We start from the raw sequence: 855 nt of genomic DNA on the forward strand, positions 1-855 counted from the left end.
CAAGATAGCTTCGTTGCATAAAGAATGCTCCTCTACCAATGACTTACGTCATTCCACAGCTTCGGTGTAGTGTTTTAGCCCCGGACATTTTCGGCGCAGAACCTCTCGACTAGTGAGCTATTACGCACTCTTTAAATGCATGGCTGCTTCTAAGCCAACATCCTAGTTGTCTTTGAAATCCTACATCCTTTCCCACTTAACACTCACTTTGGGACCTTAGCTGATGGTCTGGGCTCTTTCCCTTTCGACTATGAAACTTATCTCCCATAGTCTGACTCCTGATGAGCATGTATACGGCATTCTTAGTTTGATTTGCTTCGGTAAGCTTGTTGGCCCCCTAGGCAGTTCAGTGCTTTACCTCCGTTACACTCCATCAAGGCTAGCCCTAAAGCTATTTCGAGGAGAACCAGCTATCTCCGGGTTCGATTGGAATTTCTCCCCTACCCACAGTTCATCCCCAGGTTTTTCAACACCTGTGGGTTCGGACCTCCATCACCTTTTACGGTGACTTCATCCTGACCATGGGTAGATCACCCGGTTTCGGGTCTACTTATACTAACTCTTCGCCCTTTTAAGACTCGGTTTCCCTTCGGCTCCACACCTTTAGTGCTTAACCTCGCTAGTATAAGTAACTCGCCGGACCGTTCTACAAAAAGTACGCGGTCGACCTCTCAGTCTCCCACTGCTTGTAAACATAGGGTTTCAGGTTCTCTTTCACTCCCCTCCCGGGGTTCTTTTCACCTTTCCTTCACAGTACTATGCGCTATCGGTCACCAAGGAGTATTTAGCCTTGGGAGGTGGTCCTCCCTGCTTCCCACAGGGTTCCTCGTGTCCCGTGGTACTCTGGATCCTGCC

At 49.0% G+C, this 855-nt stretch carries 1 rRNA gene (only partly in view); it reads right to left on the minus strand.

Annotation, left to right across the window (positions count from 1 at the left end):
• Positions 1 to 855 (minus strand): 23S ribosomal RNA (locus OM90_RS06375) (its annotated part extends 1,587 nt beyond the left edge of the window); the annotation flags it as partial.

Origin of the sequence: Defluviitalea phaphyphila, from assembly GCF_001466305.1 — a bacterium.
Taxonomy (GTDB): domain Bacteria; phylum Bacillota; class Clostridia; order Lachnospirales; family Defluviitaleaceae; genus Defluviitalea_A; species Defluviitalea_A phaphyphila.